The sequence below is a fragment of the Enterococcus sp. AMC1623 genome, from assembly GCF_058216495.1.
Genome location: NZ_CM177096.1, coordinates 545,488 through 567,292, shown reverse-complemented (window position 1 = coordinate 567,292; position 21,805 = coordinate 545,488). Strand labels below are relative to the sequence as shown.

Annotated in this window: 19 protein-coding genes and 1 pseudogene; 2 read left to right on the top strand and 18 right to left on the bottom strand. The window is 33.9% G+C overall.

Annotation, left to right across the window (positions count from 1 at the left end):
* Window positions 1-5 precede the first annotated feature (5 nt).
* The 7 genes from tkt to AC4BC7_RS02800 all read right to left on the bottom strand — a co-directional run bounded on the left by tkt (window position 6) and on the right by AC4BC7_RS02800 (window position 8,382).
* Window positions 6-2,000, bottom strand: a complete 1,995-nt coding sequence (gene tkt / locus AC4BC7_RS02830; RefSeq protein ID WP_490503786.1) for a transketolase — start codon at window positions 1,998-2,000, stop codon at window positions 6-8.
* 58 nt (window positions 2,001-2,058) lie between these two features.
* Entirely contained in the window at window positions 2,059-2,703 is a 645-nt protein-coding gene (gene fsa / locus AC4BC7_RS02825; protein ID WP_207940387.1) for a fructose-6-phosphate aldolase, read from the bottom strand.
* Between the two features lie 18 nt (window positions 2,704-2,721).
* Window positions 2,722-3,999, bottom strand: coding sequence for a class II D-tagatose-bisphosphate aldolase non-catalytic subunit (locus AC4BC7_RS02820; RefSeq protein WP_490503785.1), 1,278 nt, complete (start codon window positions 3,997-3,999; stop codon window positions 2,722-2,724).
* A gap of 576 nt (window positions 4,000-4,575) precedes the next feature.
* Complete coding sequence (locus tag AC4BC7_RS02815; protein WP_207940385.1) at window positions 4,576-5,631, bottom strand: PTS fructose transporter subunit IIC; 1,056 nt, start codon at window positions 5,629-5,631, stop codon at window positions 4,576-4,578.
* A gap of 30 nt (window positions 5,632-5,661) precedes the next feature.
* Window positions 5,662-5,976, bottom strand: a complete 315-nt coding sequence (locus AC4BC7_RS02810) for a PTS fructose transporter subunit IIB (protein WP_207940384.1) — start codon at window positions 5,974-5,976, stop codon at window positions 5,662-5,664.
* A gap of 13 nt (window positions 5,977-5,989) precedes the next feature.
* Window positions 5,990-6,460: a fructose PTS transporter subunit IIA gene (locus AC4BC7_RS02805; RefSeq protein WP_207940383.1), complete on the bottom strand. Its 471-nt coding sequence runs from the start codon at window positions 6,458-6,460 to the stop codon at window positions 5,990-5,992.
* Window positions 6,461-6,462: 2 nt separating this feature from the next.
* On the bottom strand, window positions 6,463-8,382 hold the full coding sequence (locus tag AC4BC7_RS02800) for a BglG family transcription antiterminator (protein ID WP_490503784.1): 1,920 nt from the start codon (window positions 8,380-8,382) through the stop codon (window positions 6,463-6,465).
* A 419-nt stretch (window positions 8,383-8,801) separates the two neighbouring features.
* Here AC4BC7_RS02800 and AC4BC7_RS02795 point away from each other — a divergent pair, with 419 nt between their 5' ends.
* The gene (locus AC4BC7_RS02795) at window positions 8,802-10,016 is read left to right on the top strand and encodes an MFS transporter (RefSeq protein ID WP_490503783.1); all 1,215 of its coding nucleotides are present in this window, start codon (window positions 8,802-8,804) and stop codon (window positions 10,014-10,016) included.
* A gap of 134 nt (window positions 10,017-10,150) precedes the next feature.
* Here AC4BC7_RS02795 and AC4BC7_RS02790 read toward each other — a convergent pair whose 3' ends face one another.
* From AC4BC7_RS02790 to AC4BC7_RS02755, 8 genes are all read right to left on the bottom strand, one after another.
* Entirely contained in the window at window positions 10,151-10,708 is a 558-nt protein-coding gene (locus tag AC4BC7_RS02790) for a chromate transporter (protein ID WP_490503782.1), read from the bottom strand.
* A 12-nt stretch (window positions 10,709-10,720) separates the two neighbouring features.
* The gene (locus AC4BC7_RS02785; RefSeq protein ID WP_490503781.1) at window positions 10,721-11,269 is read right to left on the bottom strand and encodes a chromate transporter; all 549 of its coding nucleotides are present in this window, start codon (window positions 11,267-11,269) and stop codon (window positions 10,721-10,723) included.
* A gap of 209 nt (window positions 11,270-11,478) precedes the next feature.
* Window positions 11,479-11,658, bottom strand: coding sequence for a hypothetical protein (locus AC4BC7_RS02780; protein WP_207940378.1), 180 nt, complete (start codon window positions 11,656-11,658; stop codon window positions 11,479-11,481).
* A gap of 12 nt (window positions 11,659-11,670) precedes the next feature.
* Window positions 11,671-12,363, bottom strand: coding sequence for an NAD(P)H-dependent oxidoreductase (locus AC4BC7_RS02775; RefSeq protein WP_207940377.1), 693 nt, complete (start codon window positions 12,361-12,363; stop codon window positions 11,671-11,673).
* Between the two features lie 134 nt (window positions 12,364-12,497).
* A complete protein-coding gene (locus tag AC4BC7_RS02770) occupies window positions 12,498-13,949 on the bottom strand; it encodes a CotH kinase family protein (RefSeq protein WP_490503780.1) in 1,452 nt (483 codons plus the stop codon).
* Between the two features lie 237 nt (window positions 13,950-14,186).
* The gene (locus AC4BC7_RS02765; protein WP_207940375.1) at window positions 14,187-14,369 is read right to left on the bottom strand and encodes a hypothetical protein; all 183 of its coding nucleotides are present in this window, start codon (window positions 14,367-14,369) and stop codon (window positions 14,187-14,189) included.
* Window positions 14,370-14,893: 524 nt separating this feature from the next.
* Window positions 14,894-16,117, bottom strand: a complete 1,224-nt coding sequence (locus AC4BC7_RS02760; protein ID WP_207940374.1) for an amidohydrolase family protein — start codon at window positions 16,115-16,117, stop codon at window positions 14,894-14,896.
* Between the two features lie 85 nt (window positions 16,118-16,202).
* Entirely contained in the window at window positions 16,203-17,558 is a 1,356-nt protein-coding gene (locus AC4BC7_RS02755; RefSeq protein WP_207940373.1) for a citrate transporter, read from the bottom strand.
* 366 nt (window positions 17,559-17,924) lie between these two features.
* Between AC4BC7_RS02755 and AC4BC7_RS02750 the strand changes: the two genes are divergently transcribed.
* On the top strand, window positions 17,925-19,583 hold the full coding sequence (locus AC4BC7_RS02750; protein WP_490503779.1) for a PucR family transcriptional regulator: 1,659 nt from the start codon (window positions 17,925-17,927) through the stop codon (window positions 19,581-19,583).
* Between the two features lie 174 nt (window positions 19,584-19,757).
* On the opposite strand, the pseudogene AC4BC7_RS02745 reads toward AC4BC7_RS02750, so the two are convergent.
* The 3 genes and pseudogenes from AC4BC7_RS02745 to AC4BC7_RS02735 form a co-directional block, all read right to left on the bottom strand.
* Window positions 19,758-19,880 (bottom strand): annotated as a pseudogene (locus AC4BC7_RS02745) (ATP-binding cassette domain-containing protein); the annotation flags it as partial.
* A 114-nt stretch (window positions 19,881-19,994) separates the two neighbouring features.
* Window positions 19,995-21,173, bottom strand: a complete 1,179-nt coding sequence (metK, locus tag AC4BC7_RS02740; RefSeq protein ID WP_490503778.1) for a methionine adenosyltransferase — start codon at window positions 21,171-21,173, stop codon at window positions 19,995-19,997.
* 47 nt (window positions 21,174-21,220) lie between these two features.
* Window positions 21,221-21,805 (bottom strand): accessory gene regulator ArgB-like protein, encoded by a 585-nt coding sequence (locus tag AC4BC7_RS02735; protein ID WP_490503777.1) that lies wholly within the window; start codon window positions 21,803-21,805, stop codon window positions 21,221-21,223.

The following is a 21,805-nucleotide window of genomic DNA, read 5'->3' as shown; positions in this document are numbered from 1 at the left end:
ATCTATTATAGTGAATTGTAGGTGTCTACTACGTGTTCAACCGTAAATCCGTATTTTTCAATAACGGTATCTCCAGGTGCACTAGCTCCAAAACGATCAATGCCAATAATTTTCCCTGTAAAACCTACATATCTTTCCCATCCAAAACTTGCGCCCATTTCAATTGATACTCGTTTCAATACATCAGAGGGCAATACTGTTTCTTTATAAGCTTTATCTTGTTGTTCAAATAAATCAAAGCTTGGTAGAGACACTACCGAAACATCTTTTCCCTCTGCTAAAAGTTTACGTTGTGCTTCAATAGCTAAATTTACTTCTGAACCAGTCGCAATTAAAATGCCTTCAGGTTTTTCTCCTTGTGATGGAGAAATGACATACCCACCTTTAGGAACACCTTCTGTCGCCAGTTCGATGGTACCTGGAATAACAGGTAAATTTTGACGGCTTAAGACTAAAACAGTGGGTGTATCTTTGGAAGAAATAGCTACTTTCCAAGCTGCGACAGTTTCATTTCCATCAGCTGGACGAATGACATGGATATCGGGCATGCAACGTAAACTTGCTAATTGTTCAACAGGTTCATGTGTAGGTCCATCTTCGCCAACAGCCACAGAATCATGCGTCAGAACATAGGTTACAGGTAATTTTTGTAGAGCACTTAGGCGAACTGCTGCACGTAAGTAATCAACAAAAACAAAGAACGTTCCACCATATATTTTACTTCCGCCATGAAGTTGAATACCATTCATCGCAGCGGCCATCGCAAACTCACGGACACCAAACCAAATGTTTCTTCCTGCATAATTTTCTGGAGAAAAATCAGTTTCAGCTGATACCATTGTATTATTAGAAGCTGATAAATCTGCTGATCCACCCCATAGTGTAGGAATATTTTGTGACAATACTTGAATAATCTCTTTACTTGTCACACGACTCGCCGCACTTGTACCAACTTCATAAGCGGGTAGATTTTCTGTCCAATCTTTAGGTAATTCATTATTAAAGGCTTCCAAATATTGTCTAGCTAATTTAGGATATTCTTTCTCATAGTTTGCAAAAAGAGCTTGCCATTCGCGTTCTTCTTTTTCACCTCGGCAAACAATTTGCTCAATAAAATGACTACGAACTTCCTTAGAGACAGTGAAGGCTTCCTCTGAATTAACACCATAAAAAGATTTGACTTTCTTTGTATCTTCTTGCCCTAGAGGTGAACCATGAACTTTCGATGTGCCTTGATTAACTGACCCGTAACCAATGACTGTTTTTACTTCAATTAATGTTGGTTTATCTGATTTTCGTGCTGTTTCAATGGCTGTATAAATTTCATCTAAGTCATTTCCATCTTTAACAAAAAGATGCTCCCAACCATAGGCTTCAAACCTTTGTCCTACATTTTCAGTAAAGGCTTTTGACGTTGGTCCGTCTAAAGAAATATCATTTGAATCATATAAAACAATTAATTTATTCAACTTCATATGACCGGCCATTGATGCTGCTTCTTGAGAAACACCTTCCATCAAATCACCGTCTCCACACAATGCATAGGTATAATGATCCATAATCGGATAATTTTCCTGATTGTAAGTCGCAGAAAGATGGGCTTCCGCAATTGCCATTCCAACAGCCATTGCGATTCCTTGCCCAAGTGGTCCAGTCGTTGCTTCCACACCATCTGTATGTGTGACTTCTGGATGACCAGGTGTTAAGGAATCCCATTGACGAAACTGCTTTAAGTCATCAATGGATACGTTATAACCAGATAAGTGTAATAAACTATATAATAGAGCCGATCCATGACCTGCTGATAAAACAAAGCGATCACGATTCGTCCATTTTTTAGAAGTTGTCGGATTAATTTTTAAGAATTTAATCCACAAAACATAAGCCATTGGAGCAGCACCCATTGGTAAACCCGGATGTCCCGAATTTGCTTTTTCAACGGCATCAATACTTAATGTTCGAATGGCATTGATAGATTTTTGATCTATTGCTGTAAACATATTTATCCTCTTTTCTTAAAAAGGATAGCTAACCTTGCGATTAGCTATCCTTCTCACTCTATTTATTAAATGCTTCCCAGTCTTTTAAAAATGTTTCAATTCCCTGATCAGTTAAAGGGTGTCCCCATAACTTAGGAAATAAATTGCCTGGGATTGTTGCAATATGAGCGCCTAGTTTAGCTACTGTTTCAACATGTGGTAAGTTACGAATACTTGCTGCGATAATCTCTGTATCAAAGCCATAAAAATCAATGATATTTCGTAAATTAGCAATCAACTCATACGCATCTGTCCCTATATCTTCCAATCGACCAACAAATGGACTAATGTAAGTTGCACCTGCCTTCATCGCCATCAAACCTTGAGCAACAGTAAAAATCAATGTCACATTCGTTTTGATTCCTTCATGAGAAAGAACATGAACTGCTCGCAAACCTTCTTCTGTCATTGGGATTTTCACTACAACATTGTCTGCCCATTTTGCAATGACTCTTGCTTCTTTAATCATTTCATCAGCAGTCAAACCAGTTACTTCTGCACTGACGGGACCATCGATAGTTGAACAAATTTCTTTAATAACTTCTTCAAAATCACGGCCTTCTTTTGAAATAATAGTAGGATTTGTTGTAACACCGTCTACTAAGCCCAAGGTATTAATTTTTTTAATTTCAGCAACATTTGCAGTGTCTAAGAAAAATTTCATTCTTCTTCCTATCCCTTCTTATTTAGAAACATTTTTAATTCGAGTAGTAACACCTTTTAAATTGTAGCATTCTGCATAGTCACGAATTGGACGTTTGATATGGTCTACTACGTAACGTTGACCATCAATATTGTATTCTTTCAAGTTAGCATACAATTTTTCAATTTCAGCTTTTACTTCATCATCATTAAACGTATAATGACCAGCAATATCTAAAATTTCTGCTTGTAATTGATCATCACCAGAATCTAAGATTTGCTCAACCGTCAATTCTTTTTGTTCGCCAACCATCCATTTTCTCCAACGTTCACTCTTAATCGCATGAATTAATAATGTTTCACGGGTATTAGAAGCTTCTTTCACTAGTCCATTTTCTACTAAACGTGCTTCTACAGCTGCAAGGTTTAAATAAGCACGTGTTTCTTCTGTACCGTATTGAGGTGCGACATTTGTTGCTGTAATTTCAGAAGGAATATGTTCTAATAATGTTATATCATCTAAATAGTCCCCGTTGTGTTCTTTCAAACCAACACCATATTGTTTCGCCATTTGTGCTAAATCATAAGCATTCTTGAAGTTGAATGTTCCAACTTGTTCTGTTTTACGTGTTAACGTTCCTGTTTGTCCAACAATAAATGTTGGCATTGGTAAACCACGTTTTTCTAATTCATCTTTTAATCGTAAAATAAATGTTTCATAAGTTTCTGTTGAAGTTAAACCACCATTTGTTTCTTCTGTTCCTACTTCATAACCAATTTCAGGCAAGTTACGTGCTTTACGTTCTTTTTCACAGAATTCAATCAAATCAACAGTTCTTTCTAAAACAGTATCTAATGGAATGACTTTTCCAACTTCAAATGGATCTTTAGTAGGATCAATCATTAATAAATCAAAACCTGCTTCAATATCTGCTGTATATGATTTTTGTCCTAGTTCCATTGCCAATTCTGTTGGTAGATGGTCATTACGTTCTTGATCACGTTGCCAAGGACCTCCATGATCACGGCATAAATAGTACAAATTGTCATAACCGATTTCTTCTGCAACTTCTTCAACTGCTTTTGCAAATGTGAATTGATTCCATCCGTTTACATAACCGCCGCCTAATTCGTCTGCATCTACTTGATTTCGGCTAGCAATAAACATTACAGGATAGTCATCTTCGTGTGATAATTCCAATGTTGCTTGAACACAGTTTTTAGACATTGGACCAATGCCAAGTAACGTTGCACTTTCACCCGTTTTTTGTAATTCTAATAAACCTTCGACGACTGTTTTGATTGGTAATTTTTCCATTCTCTACCATCTCCAATTTCTATTTTTTTATGACTTTTCATACATCAGCTATTACTTTTTTAGTATAAAATTGTTTTTGAATACTGAATATTACAAATTCCTTCAACAAGTTTCACAGGTGTTTTGTATAGTTGTTGCAATTGAATAAGTTAATAAAACAATCTTCAACAAAATCACGCTCATTATCTCCAAAAACAACAATCGTTTCTTTGTGAAATTAAATAACATTTGTAATAATAAATCAGCACTTAACTACGAAACATCTTTTGTTCTGATGTCAATAAAGCTATGCTCGCTACTTGGTACCTTTCAATTTGAGTGTCACGATATGCTTGTCCTATCTTAATGTTAATTTATTTACTGGAAAGGAACTTCTGCCTATCGGTCAACAAGTTGTCACATGGAATAATGTATTCTCTTTTTGATATATTTGGGAGTCAATGTAAATTTGACTCCCCTTATCAGTGACATACCTAGTTGTAATAAAATGCTCTTTCGTTCGAACTGTTTTTTCAATCAGATGTGTAACAACATTACTTTACACATGGTTAGTTAGACTAACTTTTTAAATACGAATTAGTTTTCTTCAACAGTATCAATATTTGGTTTTGTAAAATGCAGAATGGCCACTGAAACAAAGACACCGATAAACATTGAGAGCGTATACCATAATTTACCGTTAACTACAGGTAAGATAATTAAGCCACCATGTGGAACTAAGGCTTCAACTCCATTGGCCATCCCTAAACCACCTGCGATTGCACTACCAATTACAATTGCTGGAAGTACGCGCTTAATATCTTTAACGGCAAATGGAATTGCACCTTCTGTAATTCCAATTAAGCCCATAAAGAAAGCCGAAATCCCTAAATCTTTATCTGCAGTTGTATATTTTTTACGATCAATGAAAGTAGAGATAGCCATCGCTAATGGTGGAACTGCACAAGCGATTCGATGCGCACCATTTGGTTCATAAACGCCTTCTGCCATCAGAGCAATTGTGAATGCTGTCGCTGTTTTATTAATCGGTCCACCCATGTCAAAAGCCGTCATTGCGCCAAGAATCATTCCTAAAATAATGGCACTACTTCCTTGCATTTTACCTAAAACATCAACTAACCAGTCCATGCCGGCTCCAATCGGCACAGCGATAACATAAATATAAAGTAGCCCTAAGACAAAAGTTGTAATAACCGGTACAATTAATATTGGCATAATTGTACGAATCGTAGCCGGCACTTTCCATGTTTTAATCCAACGAACAAAATAACCAGTTGCTACACCTAGTATCATTGCGCCTAAAAATCCTGTTTTTACTTGACTTTCACCAATTGGATTATTGGCGATGTATCCCAAAATCATGCCGGGTACTAAAGCTGGTTTGCCAGCTAATGAATTAGCAATGTATCCAGATAATAGTGGAATCATCATCGCAAAGCCTGCAGACCCCATGTCCAAAATATTTTTCATGAATGGATTAGTAACTTCCATCCCTGCATCCGTTGCTTCACCAGTCGCTAAAGAGATTGCTAAAAAGATACCTCCGACGACAACTGCCGGCAACATGAAGGACACACCTGTGTTAAATGCTTTTTGTACATCTTTAAAGAAATTATTTTGTTTCTTATTCATCTATTATCGACTCCTTAATTTAGTGAAGAACTATAGTTTTTCAGCGCGATCAATTACTTCTGTAATCTTTTTAATTGCTTCACCAGGATCAACGGTAAGTACTTTGCCTTCACTCTCTTTTTCTTCAAAACGATCCTCACCTTCAATACCGATTGCTACTGCTAAGATAACTACATCAGCTGCATCAATTTCGTCTTGCTCTAATTCATTTTCAATTCCCATACTTCCTTGTGTTTCAACTTTTACCTCGTATCCACGTTTTTTACATTCTTTCTCAATTGCTTCTTGCGCCATATACGTATGGGCGATTCCTGTTGGACATGCTGTGATTGCTACTACTTTCATTTATAATTCCTCCTTAAATTTCAATTGAACTTAATTGTTCAAAGACACCCGTTTTATTTTTTTGGTTCAATAATTTATCTCTGAATTCCTCATCTAAAAGTCGTTTACTTAATTGAGAGATAAATTTTAAATGTAAGTTATTTTCACTATTTTCTGGAACACCAATTAGAAAAATCAAGCGAACCATTTCTTCACTTTTTTCTGTCCAGCGAACTTCTTGTTCTGCTCTAACAAAAGCAATAAAGGGATGGCTTACTGCGTCCGTTTTTCCATGTGGAATGGCAATGGAATAACCTATGGCAGTAGGAACTTCTTGTTCTCTTTTTTTGACTGCGTTATAAAGATTTTCTTTATCACTGACATATCCTTTTTCCTGTGCATTATCGACAATAAGTTGAATGATTTCATCTTGACTACTAACTTCTTTATCTAAAAAAATTAAGTCTTCGGAAATTACATTCTTGTTACTTTCTGGTTTTTCCACATTTACTCACTCCCTAAGTTTTTCAATATATCCTTTTTAGAAAAATTCCCTCTCATTTCTTTAAGCATGTTCGAATCATCAACTATGTTGTAAATGTCAGCTAAAATTCGCCTTGTTTGCGAGGTATCTTTTTTCGCAATACAAATTAAGAAAATAATATCAACATAGTACTTTTCCCATTTGAATTTCTTCTTGTTTTTTACAATCACAATCACAGTTTGATGAACATGTATCGGATTTCCATGAGGAACTGCTGTACCAGAAGGAAGATCGGTTCCGCCTAATTTTTCTCGTTGAAAAAGATTTTCTACAAACTCTGATGTTACAAATTGTTTGTTTACCAATTCTGATCCAATCGTATTGAATACTTCTTCTTTAGACGAGAAATCTGTATCCATATAAATAAAATCTGGTTGAATAAATTTTTTTAAATGATGCGACGCTAATAAAGGATTTATTTTATTGATGTTACTTGGCTGATAGCCAGACTTTTTAATTTTTTCGATATCATTATCTGTTAAAAATGGTGAAACAAATAATATGTTTTTCTCGGGAATTTCTATTTTGATTGTTGAAATAACTAAATCAAATTGATGAACATCAATATGTTCTAATTCTGCGACTGATGCAACTTCAATTGTATCCAGAGACGGTAAAATATTTTTAATTCGATTCATTAACAATTCCGACGTGGCGATACCCATCTGACAAATCACCAAAATTTTACGATTAATTTTTGCTCGTTCAATGGCTGATTGAAAATATATTGTTAAAAATGCAATTTCGTCTTCATTAAATGAAATACCTAAAATTTTCTCGTATTCACTTAAAACTACCCAAATAACATTAAAGGTTAAAGAAAATTCTGTCTTTATTTGTTCTGTAAAAGGGTTATCGGTTTTATTGTTTGAACGCAAGCGATAAATCATCGGTGGAATATGATTAATTAATTGTTCTTCTAATTTCTTATCATTTGAAAAATCAATGGATAATGCTTCCGACACTTGCGTCAACAACTCACGAACAACAACGCTATCAATGCTCTCTTCTGGTAAAGATTCAAAACGATTCGATATAAGATGTTGAGAGAAAAATTTTACATCTTCATTTGTATATGAAAAATTTAAACGTAATGCAGCTTTGTGCAATAGACGAACAGCACTTTCTTCAAAAAATAATGTATATTCAGCATTTTCAGTTTCTTCATTTTCTTGAATGTGATGTCCATTTAAACTGCGATAAACTAAAATAATAAAAATGTTCAATACGTTTTGTACGTAATAATCAGAAATTGCATTGCTATTATCTCGTACATAGTTATATAAAATATTGGTACATACTGAGATAATTTTGTCCCCATAATACGGAGCAAGAACATTCATTTTCATTGGAATCGTATCTTCATAATAAAAATCTGAATTGCTAATAATATAACGATTAAATTGTAGACAAGCTTTTTGAATATCTAATTCACTTCCTGAAATTCTGGTACCATGCACATCACTAGCTAATTCAATGTTAGAACCAGCCCGAAGAATTCGCATAATATATTCAAAGTCTTTGCTAATGGATGTTTTACTTACCATATACATCTCAGATAAATGATTAAAACTGACATCTCGTTCTTCAAAAAGCAGTATTTTCATAATATCTATCCGTCTTGTAACCGTGTCGTACAAATCAGTCACTTCATCAGTCTCTTTTTGATACTCCTGTTCCTTTAATTCCCTTAATACAACTCCAACCCCTCTCTTTTTTTCAAAGTACTTACCTAAACTTTGAATATAATCTTCTAACTGGTTCAACTCGGAATGAATGGTTCGTTTTGAGACGCCTAATTTATTTGCAATAAATTGAACCGTTAAAAAATCATCTCTTGATTCTAGTAGTTCAAGTAATTCCTTTTGTCGTTTTGTTAACATATGATACGCACATCCTAACTTAAAAAAACTTCATTTTTGTTAGCGTTATCATGAATACATTTTTATTATAGGCTGATAACTGAATACTGAATATTACATTTCATTGCAACAAGTTTTGAGTAGAATTGTTCACTTGTTGCAACTCATAAAATTATAGAATAAGTGCCAGTACCTTCGTCAGATACTGGCAATTGATTAATTTAGATATTTTTCTTTGACTATTTTGATACCTTAATCCTCTTATTTTTGTCATTTAATATACGGTTTGATTATAGTAAACATATACATAGTTTTAAAGTCTCACTTTTAGTTTCTAAATCAAATAGATAAAAAATTCATTATTTTTAATAGTATTAAACACCTTAAAAATACATTATAATTAAATTATGAAGCATTAATTAATTGGAGGAGGAAGTGTCATGACAAAGAAATGGGGAATTTTTTATTTATATTTATTGCTGTTTTTCTTATTCTTTACTTTTGGTCAATTTATGCAAGTTTTCTTCACATATTTTATTAATGAGATGCAGAGCAATGCTGGTGCTTCATTTACTGGATGGACTTTAATTTATGGGCGAGCCATGCTTTATCTAGCAGCTACTCAGTTGATTATGCTTCCATTAAGTGGTTTTCTGACGGATTGGTTGGGAAATATTCGTATAATAAAATGGGGAGCTCTCCTTACTTTCATTTTTGGTGTTCTTAATTTGGGCCTTTTTATTCGTGAAATGAATAGCCCAGTAATTATTTATTTAGTTAGTATTGGTTTCGCAATCGTTTGGTCTCTAATCGTTCCAGGATTATATTCTGTCATTCCTAAATTGGTAGCACAAGAAAATTTAATTCGAGCAAACAGTCTGGTTCAATTAATCAATCAACTGGTTTTACTGAGTATTCCCAGTTTAGCGCTGTCACTATTTTTTTATCAACCACTGTTCATTTACCTAAGTATTGTATTAATAATTGTGACCTTATTGGGCGTTGTTAATTTTATTATCGAACGGAAGACTAACCAAGATGATTTGCTTTCCAATAAGGTATCTTCAAGTCCTGGCGAACAGACCAGTAACGCTATTCAAGTGATTTTATTATTGCTAGTAAGCGCAGTCGTCAACCTACCTATTTCTGGATTACAGCAATTTGTTTTACCAATTGTGTCACAGCTAAATGCAGGAAATGTTTCGACGGAAATGCTTAATTTATTATTATCTTTATTGGGAATTGGGGTAGTAATCGGAGTAATTATAGCCTTTTTCGTTAAATTTAAAGCAAGTAAAAAAGAGTTGTTAACGATCATGCTATGCTTAGGACTTGCCTTTGCTCTAGTTGGATTAATCAATAATATATGGCTACTTGGAATGATTTTATTGATAGTTGGCCTGTTGTGGGGAATTTTGAATATTCTACTCCTTACAAAATTACACCGCGTTGCTTTACTTGAAAATATGGGAATCATCATGAGTTTGTTTCTTCTACCATCTGTCTTACAACCTTTTGTGTTAATGTTAGCAGGGGGCATCCTAGAAAAATCAGGGACTTCTCTTCTATTTATCATTTGTGGTGTGCTTATTGCCGTGATAGCTGGGATTGTATCGTTCTTTTTAAAAGATGTATCTAAAATTACTCCTTCTTAAATTCAGATAATAGATGGAATAAACATTTAAAGTTTTTTTGAAACTCATACTAAAAAATAAGTAGGTGATAAGTTTTCCTTATTCCCTACTTATTTTTCTCTTACTACAGCTTTATATCAACCACTTATTCATTTTCACCATGGATAATAAAAAATGATTCCTGCAAAACCGCTTAAAATCAATAACATAATCGGATTTATTCGGTATTTTCTCAATAAAAATAAGGAAATAATGGTAATGCACAATGCCGTCAAACTAAACGCAGAATTTTGATCTTTCAAAGACATGGTTCCAAATAATGCAAGTAAAATCATCAATACTGCTGCAGAAATAATCAGTCCCAAAGAGGCTGATTTTAATGCTGTGATGACATAATGGAAAAATTTATTTTCTTTATTTTTAAGATACCATTGATAAAAAATCATTGAGATAAGACAGCCACTAATGACACAACTTACAGTTGCTACGATTGCACCTGGTATCCCCAATACGCGTAAGCCAACAAATGTAGCAGTGTTTACTGCTAATGGTCCTGGTGTCATTTGCGAAATGGTAATAATATCGCTATATTCTTGTATTGTTAACCACTCCATTTTTTCTACTACTTCCATTTGAATTAATGGAATAATAGCGTATCCACCACCAATGCTTAAAAGACCAATCTTAAGAAATGTATAAAACAATGCAAACATATCTGCTCTCCTTTACTTTTTATATAGGGCATAGCCAATTGAGGTTGCAATGCAAATAAGCAGTATCCAAATAACCGAGACATGAAAGAAATAATTCGCAACAAAAGACAACGGAATCCATAACATGAAAAACCAGTTTTTTTCTTGCGTAATTGTTTGTGTCATATTAATAATAAAATCAATAATCATCGCAACTACTGCGGCCTCCATCCCTTTTAGAACAGCCGCAATTAACATATTTTGACGAAAACTCACATAAAACATTGAGATAACTGATAATAAAAGTAAGGGGGGCAATAATGTTGCTACCGCTGCTACAAAAGCCCCTTTCAATCCTTTTAAATGATAACCTGTCAATACTGATAAATTCACTGCGATAGCTCCAGGAGAGGATTGAGCAATTGCTGCCATATCAAGCACTTCTTGATTTTTAAGCAGTTTATTTTCTTTCACAAAATATTGCTGAATCATTGGAACAACTACATAACCTCCTCCAAAAGTAAACGCACTAATAAAAAACATTCTAGTAAATATAAGACGAAAAATTTTACTTGATTTCATTTACTCCTCCTCTAGTTTGAAATTTTTTAAATTAACCTACATTATAACATTTAATTCGGTCCTTTTGGTAGACTAGAAACATTTTCAAGGATAATCAAAACCAAGGCGTACGAACCATTTACTTGTAACTAAACGGTTCGTACGCCTTGGTTGATGTAGTGAATTTTTTGACAGCAATTTTTTCTAAGACAACAAGAAAGAAAAAAAATTTACTCTTGCCATCCTTTAGGTGACCATAATTCACCATCTAATCTGCTTTGTAATTGCTCTTTTCTTTTCTGCTGTTCTATAATCAATTCTTTTAATCCTAACAGAAAAGCTTTTTGTTTGTAATCACGACTCTCTGAAAATAACTGATCTAATTGTTCGTTAATCCACTGTAATTCCATAGCTACTCCTTTCTAACTTGTGCCATCAAGATACATTTGGATTTCATCAAGTTCCATCCGTGTATCTATGATAAATTCTTCTATTTGTTCAAGAATAAATCCGCTATTTTCGGGTAAATATGTCTCATTTAATTGAGATAATTGCTCTAAATACCACCGCTCTTTGGCACGTAAGGAATCAAAATCATGTATGGCCAAATATTGTTGATAGCCGATAAGTAAGCGCATCTTCTCCTGTTCGTTCATATATTGAAATTGATAAATCAAAAATGGTTTTAAAAAAGTCATTTGTAGCTTTTTCGCCATTGCTTGATAAGGGGTTGTTAAGGCACTGATAGTAAACCCTTCTCTTCCACCTACTTGATATTCTTTTTCGGCAGCACCAATAATTAAAACCAAACCCAATTCCTTCCCTTTGAGTGCAGTGCCTCGAGGTCCATAAGCAAAGCCTTCTGCCAACACATCATCTAACCATTGTTTTAACATAGCTGGAGATGAATACCAGTAGAAAGGAAATTGGAGAATAATACGATCGTGTTCCTTTAGTAAACGTTGCTCTTGTTTTGTATCAATTTTCCCATCTGGATAAATTGTTTCTAAGTGATGATACGTCAGTGCTTCAGATTGAGGAAAAGAGTCTTTCAAATATTTTTGACTGCTAGAACCTGAGATGTCTGGATGCGAAACGATAACGAGTGTCTTCATTCTTTTCCCTCCTTATACCCACTATTAAAATATAGATTAGTTAATTTGAAAAGTAAATTGTTCCAGAAATTCTTCACGTTACGTACAAAAAAACCTATCTTTGAATAAAAAATCAAAGATAGGTTTAAGTTAATTTATTGAACTTCTGAAGTCGTTTCTTGTGTTTCTGTTGTAGTTTCACTTAAAGTATTCGTTAAGTACTCAGAAATAGTGCTTACTTCTGAATTTAATGTTTCAGAATCAATGAAATCAGATGCTTGTTCAGCTAATAACGTTTGATATTGTTCTAAAACATCACTCGCAAAATGACTGTCGATAATGGAAGCTGTATATTCAGATTTCTTTTCTTCAATTAATTCGCTAAATGAACTATTCTCTCTAAAACGAGTAGCTAAGGTATTTTCTCCTATGCCTTTCATCCCTTCGCCATTCGGTCGTCCACCTTCCAATGGTTCAGTGGGCATTTCGCCATTTTCAAAGTCTGCGGGTGGTTCAAACCCTTCACCATCTTCAAAATTTCCATTTTCTGGAAGTTCAAGTCGTTCTGTTCCAGAGAAATCTTCCGGATTAAACTCCCCTTCCGGACGATTCCCCATCATGCCACTGACTAAAGATAAATTTTGATCCCAAGCAACAACCGTCATTTTCGAGGTTTCATAATCGTAATAAAGATACGAATTATTTCCTGGTCCATCAATATCATCTTCATTACCGACTAAATCTTGCATAGCCAAATAAGTTGCAAATGCATCGACATCTAGATAGTCTTCCAACTGTTCAGCAAACTCTTCATCCGTTGCATTGTTAATAAATTCAAGGAAGGTAGTTAATGGTGTAAAGTCATCTTGTCCATATTTTTGTTCAAAAACACCGTCATAATCACTAACTTCAGTTCCTCGATAAGAATAATCGCCACCAGACTCCGCTTTATATAATACACCTTCTGTTCCAAAGTGTTCTTCTGTCCATAAATCATCATCCGGTACATCAATCACTAAACGTAATTTTGCCTCAGAACCATTGATAGAAAAACTTGAAAAGGTACTTTCTTCTGTTTGAACACCCGCTTCATTTAACATCGCTAAAGCTACAGCTTCATTTAACGATGATTCTGTATTATTCCCTCGAATGACAAAGCGTGAACGTCCCATATATTCTTGGTCGTCCACATATTTGTCTAAACGAATAACCCAGGGTAATTCTTCAACCTTAATTTCTTCTGAAGATTGATTAGAAATTGTTCGTAAAGTTGAATTTCCCTTTAATTTTAAACCGACACTTTCAAAAGTGGTTCCATCAATTGTAACTGATGCTTCAATCCATTCTTTCGTTCCATCAGTTTGATAGGATTCAATTAAGCTTGCTAATTCATTTTCATCCACATCAATGCTGATTGAATGAACTATTTCATTAGTAAAAAAGCTAGCATCCGTTCCTTCTTCGGTTGAACTATCTTCGACTACACTACTTGTCGTGGTTGTGAGTGTATCTGTTGTACTCGTTGCACTTGTATCTGTGCATGCTGTGAGCGTAGCTAAAAGAAACATAGAGCTAATTATCGCATAGCGAGTTTTTTTTCTTTGCATGATTAAAACTCCTTTTTTAATAAGTTGATAATAAAAGAATACCTTCGCTAGCTTAAATGAACCTTAAACTACAAATTCAGCTTTAATTTAGAAATGATTAACATAGGAATTAGCTGTCGTTATCTGACAAATAAGAAGAGAAGCAGTTGATTAAACCTAAATCAACTGCTTCTCTTCTTTCTGAATACGTTTGCATTTCCATTTATTTCTTGATCCATCTGACATTAATCATTTTATTTAATGATTGTTTGTTAAGACTTCTTGTGATTGTTCTAAATCTTTTTTTCGAACGAGAAATCGATTGAATTCTTTGTCTACAATAATAACAGTATTTTGTAAAATTTTTTCTATTTTTCCATTCACGTACTCTTCATTTGGATCTTTTGCTTCGATGAATTTTCCAATTTTAATTTCTGCCATTTATATTCACTTCTTTCTTTTCTATTGCGATAATTAGTTATTGGCAGTTTATCATATTAATCGGTCGTTAAACTATTTATAGCTCAAACGTTGCTTTTTTTGCCCTGAACGTCGTAAAACGATTAAATAAATCATCTATTTATGTCATAAAACACAAAAATCAACGTTTCATTGTCTAATTATCCCAAGTTAAAATGTTCAAAATTTAAGTATTTATTATTAAAAAATAGACTTCAAAGATTAACACGTCTTTGAAGTCTATTTGATTTAATTTTCTAAAAGATATATCCTGGTTTGTAAATCTAAGAGCCTTTAGCATCGCAATTTCTGCTCAATCTTTCGCAACAACTAAGCTCATAAACAAGCGACTAATTAAACCAGTAATAAATAAGGCTACTAAAAAATCTTAACTGTATTTCTTGTTAAGATTGTGATGCAAAACCTTTTCAAAAGCAAACAAATAACGCCGACTCATCAATCATTAGAGACGAGTCGGCGTATATCTATTTTGTTAAACATATATTTTAGCGATTAACTGTTACTGTTTTAGTTGTTTCAACTGTCACGCGACCATTTTTGATAACGAAAAGACGAGTTGGTAAATCAATAATCGCATCATTGACAACTTTCGTATCTAATAAAACCATGTCTGCTTGATTACCGACTTCAATCCCATAATCTTTCAACCCAATTGCTCGTGCTGGATTCGTTGTAATCATTGGCAAGACAGTTGGTAAATCATCTGCCCCACCTAAATGAGCAACTGGAATAGCTAACATTGCTGTTTGCATTACATCACCTGTACCATAAGGGGTGAAGGCATTACGAATATTATTCGTCGCAATACACATATTTACACCACCATCACGTAATTTACGAATTGGTGTAACAGCTCTGCGGACATTGTATTCATCCGAGCGTGCGCCTAAGTGTAAGTCAGTTGCTGGTAAAGCCATCACACTAATATCAGCTTCTGCCATTAATTCGATAATTGGTCGCAATTCAACCTCTGGCAAAGCATGTAGAGCAGTTAGATGTCCCACTGATACACGTCCTTGATATCCTTCTGCAATGGTTTTCTTACACAAATATTCAATAGATAAATTGTCTGCTTCATCCGCAAAATCTTGGTGTAAATCAATGTCTTTTCCATACTTTTTAGCAATTTCAAAGACTAAATCAATATGGTCATTAGCTGGAGCATCGTTATAAGGAATTCCTCCAACTACATCCGCACCCATTTCCATGGCTTGATACATCATTTCTTCTGTACCAGGTGCTTTAAAAATCCCTTCTTGAGGAAATGCGACAACTTGAATGTCTACTAAATCTTTATATTCTTCTTTTAATTGCAAAATAGTTTCAAAACCAGTAAATCCTTGAGCCGGATCAAATTCTGAATGTGTACGAATAGTCGTTACGCCACTAGTGATAATCATTTCTAAGGCTTGTTTTGCACGACTGTACACATCTTCTTTAGTAAAGGTTGGTTTCAATTCTGCTGTGACTTTGATAGCTTCTTGTAACGTACCTGATTTATTAGGTTTGCGGCTGGCAATTAAAGCTTTATCCAAATGAATGTGACTTTCAATTAGACCTGGAATCAATACGCGTCCTTCTGCTTGAATTTCTTTAGCAGCACTGCCTTCGATAGCGTCGGCAATTTCAATGATTTTCCCATCTTGAACGGCAATATCCTTTAACTCCTCATTATCTTGTAGACGAGCTTGTCTAATAATTAAATCCATAATACGTCCCTACTTTCTTTTATTTGATACCTTATTTAACTAAAACAATTTGAATTAAAACAACTTACAAAATGAATCGTTATCTTTATGCAAAGATAAATGAGATGATTAATAAAATCACTGATGCAAGACTAATCCATTTCACATTTCCTTTAACGATATCCAAAATTGGTGTTTGGAATCCTGAAGATAATGCTTGCATTGTAATATTTACAAAACTCATTTGACTACCTAAACCGACACCCATAGTTACAAAACCTAGAGCAACAACTGGGAAACCTAATGAAACGGCAACTGGTAATACTAACGTCAATACTGATCCAACGTAAGCACCTGCTGGAATTCCAATTAAAATACCTGTCAATACTGCAACTGGGATAACAATTGCTGTCGGTGCATTATTGGCAACGCCTGCAATAACTGAGAATGTTCCAGTTGCTGCAATAACGTTGATGAATCCTAAGAAAATACCTACTTGGAATAAACGAGTTAAGATATAAGATGAACCATCAACCATCGCTGTTACTGATTCATTCATGTCAAACTTAGTACATAGATAGATCAACGCAAGAGTCACTACCATATAAGTTAATGGCGTGAAGATTGCTATACCTACTAAATTATTCACTACTGGACCAAAGATTACGGCAAATAATAAGAAAATTGCTGGAATGGTTATTTTAAATAGTTGACCATTCGACATATTGCTATACTCATCATCAGCTGCTTCTTTAAAACCAATTCCACGACGTTTTGTTCCCCAATAAGCTAAGACTAATGCTAAAATTACAAAGAATAACCAGTATGGACGCATTGTTGTCACATATTCTGCTGCATCAATGCCAGCCAATTGTGAAGTGATACTTGTTTCTAAGGATGCTGGTGACGTAGTAAATGATACGGCAGCTGCTAAAGACATTGCAGCAATTAATTCAGGTACTACACCTACTGCCGCAAAAGCTAGTGGTGCAATGACCATCGCACTACCACCACCGATACCTGACATATAGGTTGCAGCCGCTAATAAAATAACGATAAATACTGAGACAAATTCAACTTTGCCTTTCGTTCCTCGTTTAGCTAAAGCTAAGGCAGCTGAGTAACCACCAGATTTAAACACGGCCATTGCTATTGCTGAGTTAATAATTGGAACAGTGATTCCTAACATTGTTGGAATCGCATCAAGTATCTGCTGGTTTACATCCGCTAAACTAATACCTCCAATGATAACTGCTAAGATTCCCCCAACTAAGCCTGCAATAATCATATCTACCTTTAAAAACAATAAGACTAATACCACAATCAGTGGAATCAATGTAAGAATTGCAGCAAAACCTGTTGGCGCTTGGACTTCTAACTCTTGTGCAAACACTGCTGTTGGTAATAATAAGTTTAATACTACTGCCAACAAACCTGCTTTGAATACTTTTGTGAAATTCATTTGTTGTCCTCCTTGACTTCCTATTTGATAGGTTGATACTTGTGAGAGTTACTTTTCCTTGTACTCTCCGTTAACACTACGTTTTTACCTTAATTTTATCCCTCCCAATTTATGTGTCCTCTTCTTTTAGTGATAGACACATACTAAAATTAGTAAAAATAATTCTCGCTTTCTTTTCAACTAATGGATAATTTCTCTTTTATAGATTATGATAGAAATAGAGAATTATTTCTGAGTTTCGTTTAGTTATTAACTAAACATGCTTATACTAATATTTTAAATCATTTGAAGGCGGATTCAATTAGGAATATTTCCAATGAATGTTGCGTTTGATTGGATAAAATAGATAGTCGGAGGATTTTAACGATGTTAACAGTAGAAGATTTACTACATTTAGATGAATTAAAAGGAGTCACCCTCTTAGCTGGTGAAAAAAATATCAAAAATCAAATTTTACAAGTGAATATTATGGAAAATCCGGATGCCTTTGATTGGCTGACACCTGGAGAAATGTTATTGACAACAGGATTTATTTTTAAAGATGATGAAGCAATGCAAAAGCGACTAATTCGCGACCTAGCTAAAATGAATTGTTCCGCTCTTGGTTTTAAATTACAACGTTATTTCGATGAAATTCCTGAATCAATGGTTAAATTGGCGAATAAAGTCAATCTTCCTATTTTATCTATTCCTTATGATTACAATTTCACAGAGATTATCTCAATTATTAACCAAAATCATAAATTTAATCAAGGAATGGTCAGCTCATTAGAAGTTTCGATGCACAATAAAATGTATCGAATTTTAGAAGCAGGAAATGGGAGTAAACATGTGATTCAAAAACTATCTGAATCCATCCAAAATCCCGTTGCATTGTTGGATCAGAATTTTAATCCTACCTTTTATTCTGACCTTCCCAATAATCCAATCCGAATTTCCAATATCTTAAAAAAACCGCAAAATGTTCAATATATCCAGCAATTTTTAAGTGAGCGAATCAATTCATCCTTGCGCTTTTATCAAGACCCTATAAATTTAGACTTTAACTTCGGTCAAGAAACAGTGCCTATTCGAATTTTCCCAATTAAAAAGAACACCATCATTATTTCTTATTTAATTATTTGGAATACCATGCATGAATTAGGACCGTTGGATATTATTGAACTAAAAGTTGCTGCACAATATTTATTATTACAACTACAATTGGAAGATTCGTTAAATATTGAAAGCTATCAAAAGCGGAATGAAATGTTTTTTGAAATCATCCGTAACAAATATCAGAATGAAGATGATTTAATGCAATTTATTAAATACTATCAGCTAAAAACTGATGCTATTTATTCTATCGCTATTCTTTCAACTAATACTGTCGCTCATTCTAATCGTCAAATGATGAATTTAAGTACACGACTGAATCAAATGTTGATTGGCTATCGTCAGAAAATGATTTGTATTGAATACAGTAATTCATTTATTTTATTAATACAAGACCCACCTGCCGATGAAAAAGAATATTTAAAAACGATGAATACCATTGGAAAATCCTTATTAAATCAATTAGCAAAAGAATCTAATGTACCCGATATTACCATGGTAATTGGACCTACTGTACCCAATATCAAGCAGATATATGTCTCTTTCCAACAAGCGTTACAGACATTAGATATTTATAATAGCGATGCTTCTTTGGATTCTTCTAATCGGATTATTTCTTATGATGATGTTTTTTTAAAACATATCATCCGAGATCATTTGTCAGTTGATGGCTTGCATAAAATTACCGAACGTTTTATTACGCCATTAAGACAATTTGATAGTTTAAATAAAAGTGAATATTTAAAAACCCTTCAAGCTTATTATCAAGCAAACCGAAATATTACCAAAGCTGCTGAAAATTTATTTATTCATCGGAATACCTTGCTACATCGTCTAAGTAAGATTGAAGAAATCTTAAATATTAGTTTCGATACTCCTGGTGATAATCTACAACTAGAGTTTGTCATCTATATTTTTCCGCTTTTATAAAAAACAGCAGTTGAAATCTGGTAAGCCAAATTTCAACTGCTGTTTAGTTTTTATGTGAGTTCAACTCTTTGATTGTGTGAATGGTTTACATGGATATTTTCATTGTAAAATTGTGCCTATATATTATAAAGTTTGGCCTATTCTCCAGATTTTTCTATTTAAAATGTTAAATCATTTGTAAAATTCATATTCAGACTTAGGATCCATTGCTGTTGGTTCATCTAAAATAATAATTGGACTTCCTTTAAAATCAGCTCATGCTAAAGCAATTTTTTGTACTTCTCCCCCAGAAGGTTCAAAACCATTTTGCTCCAAAAGAGGAATAATTTCAGAATCTAGTAAAACCTTACTTTGTTCAAATGCAATATTTTCTTTTAACTCAAAATTATTCAATCAGCCTTCTACTTTCACTTATACTAAATTTTTAATTTGTTCAATTTTATCAATTTGTTCCCATGGCAAAAAAATATCCTTCCTTCCAAAATGTCCATAACTCGAAGTTTTTTTGTAAATAGGTCTTCTCAAATCCAACATTTTTATGATTCCTGATGGAGTTAAATCAAAGAGTTGTCTAATAATCTGAACTAATTTACTTTCTGAAACATTCGAAGTCCCGAAACTATCTACACTTATAGAGACTGGCTCTGCCCTACCAATAGCATAAGATAATTGAATTTCCATTTTATCTGCAAGACCTGCTGCTACCATATTTTTAGCGATATATCTTGCTGCATAACTGGCTGACCGATCTACTTTGGAAGGATCTTTACCAGAAAATGCACCGCCTCCATGTCGGGCATAACCACCGTATGTATCTACAATGATTTTTCTTCCAGTTAATCCTGCGTCCGCCTGTGGTCCTCCAATAACAAATTTACCTGTAGGATTAATGAAATAGTTTGTTCGTTCATCTAACAGATCAGATGGTAAAACAGGCTTAATAACCAAATTAATGATGTCAGATTTTAATAGTTTATAGTCAACTTCTTCATCATGTTGCGTACTAATAACCACAGTATCAATTCGATGAACGGTGCCATCTGAATTGTATTCAATCGTTACTTGGCTTTTTCCGTCTGGCCCCAAGTAATTCAACTCATTTGTTTTTCTAACTTCGGATAAACGTAATGTAAGTTGATGGCTCAATGCAATAGATAAAGGCATATATTCTGGCGTTTCATTTGTGGCAAACCCAAATACCAATCCTTGATCTCCTGCGCCCAATTCATTCTCTTCTTCATTTGTGCGACTTATCTTCCCTACTCCTTGAGCAATATCTGGAGATTGTTCATCAAGTGCGACCAAAACGGAGACAGTATCAGCAGTAAATCCGTATTTCATCTTGCAATAACCCACATCACGGATAGTTTGTCGAACAATTTTTTGTATATCTACATAAGCATTGGTTGTAATTTCACCAAACACAAGAACGAGTCCAGTTGTTACTGCTACTTCACAAGCGACTCTTGCTAAAGGGTCTTGTTCTAGAATGGCATCTAAAATAGCATCACTGATTTGGTCTGCTAACTTATCTGGATGACCTTCTGTTACAGATTCTGATGTAAATAAATAACTACTCAATCCATTCACTTTCTTTCTCAAACGATTAAAAGTTTTTTTGGTAAAGTAAATTCTTTTTATAAGAAGAATTTACTCTCTCTATTTCTAAAATATTTCCCTAATAACATGGAAAATAAATTTACACAAAAGCTTAAAGTAGTCAGTGTGACAAACTCATTTTGATCTAATAAAATCATCGTAAAAAAAACAATCAATTGAATGAATAAAACTTTTTGTAACCTATTTTTAAATATTTCTTTTTCAATGTTGTCTAAAGGTTTGTTTTTATTGTCAACTGGACCAATTAAATCAATTAATAGACAAGATACTAGTAATAGAAAGATATTGACAACTAAATTAAAAGGATAAAGCTCATTTATCCAGACTATCAGCTGAATAATCATTACTGAAAAAAACAGACAGAAATTATCTTTTTTTAGATGTACACCTCCTGCGTAACTTCTTACAGGAACGCAAAATAGTACAATAACCAGAACTTCTTTTAAAGACTGGCTCATAATTCCTAATAAAATAATTGATACTATACTAACAAAATATTTAAAAAGAAGAGTGAATCCAAACAGATAAATGCTTTTTTCTTCTTCGCCAATGATTTTTTCTTGTATCAAATAATTCGTAATGCTACTTATTGCTTTTCTCAT